A 585-nucleotide genomic window follows, 5' to 3' on the forward strand; every position below is an offset into this window, starting at 1 on the left:
GGCCAAATAGTGCCGGTGCCAGGAACGAGACGGCTTTGCCAGTGGTCGCGTAGAGACCGAAGACCTCTCCCTGGTACCCGGGCGGGCAGATCTGAGTGAGGAGGCTCCGCGACGCGGACTGAGCCGGTCCGACGAAACCACACATGATGAGGCCGAGCACCCAAAACACCATGGCAGAACCAGCGTGGCCGATGAAAACACCCATACCGCACGCTGACAACACGATCAGTGAAAAAATGATGAGTCGCTTCGGACCGATGCGATCATCCAGGCGCCCCAGCAAGATTGTGGAAATTCCGGCGATAAGATTGGCCACAATACCGAAGATGAGTACACCTGACGCACTGAATCCAAAGGTTTGACGAGCGAGTGGCCCACCGAATTGGAAAACGCCGTTGAGCCCGTCGCGGAACAAGGCGGAAGCGATAAGGAAAATGATCGTGTTACGGCTGACGTGCCAAATCCTCACCACGCTGCGCCACAGCTCGGCGTAGGAATGCCCGAGGGCCCGCAGACCATGCGGCCGGGGTTCAGACGATTCGATCGGCCGTGGGTTATCGCGCAGGACACAAAAGGTGGGTAAGG

1 protein-coding gene is annotated in these 585 nt (G+C 58.6%); it reads right to left on the bottom strand.

Annotation, left to right across the window (positions count from 1 at the left end; genetic code table 11):
- A partial coding sequence (locus tag Q8791_RS31765; RefSeq protein WP_330095554.1) for an MFS transporter occupies window positions 1-585 on the bottom strand: 585 nt, incomplete at both ends.

Origin of the sequence: Nocardiopsis codii (assembly GCF_036327455.1) — a bacterium.
Taxonomy (GTDB): Bacteria; Actinomycetota; Actinomycetes; order Streptosporangiales; family Streptosporangiaceae; genus Nocardiopsis; species Nocardiopsis codii.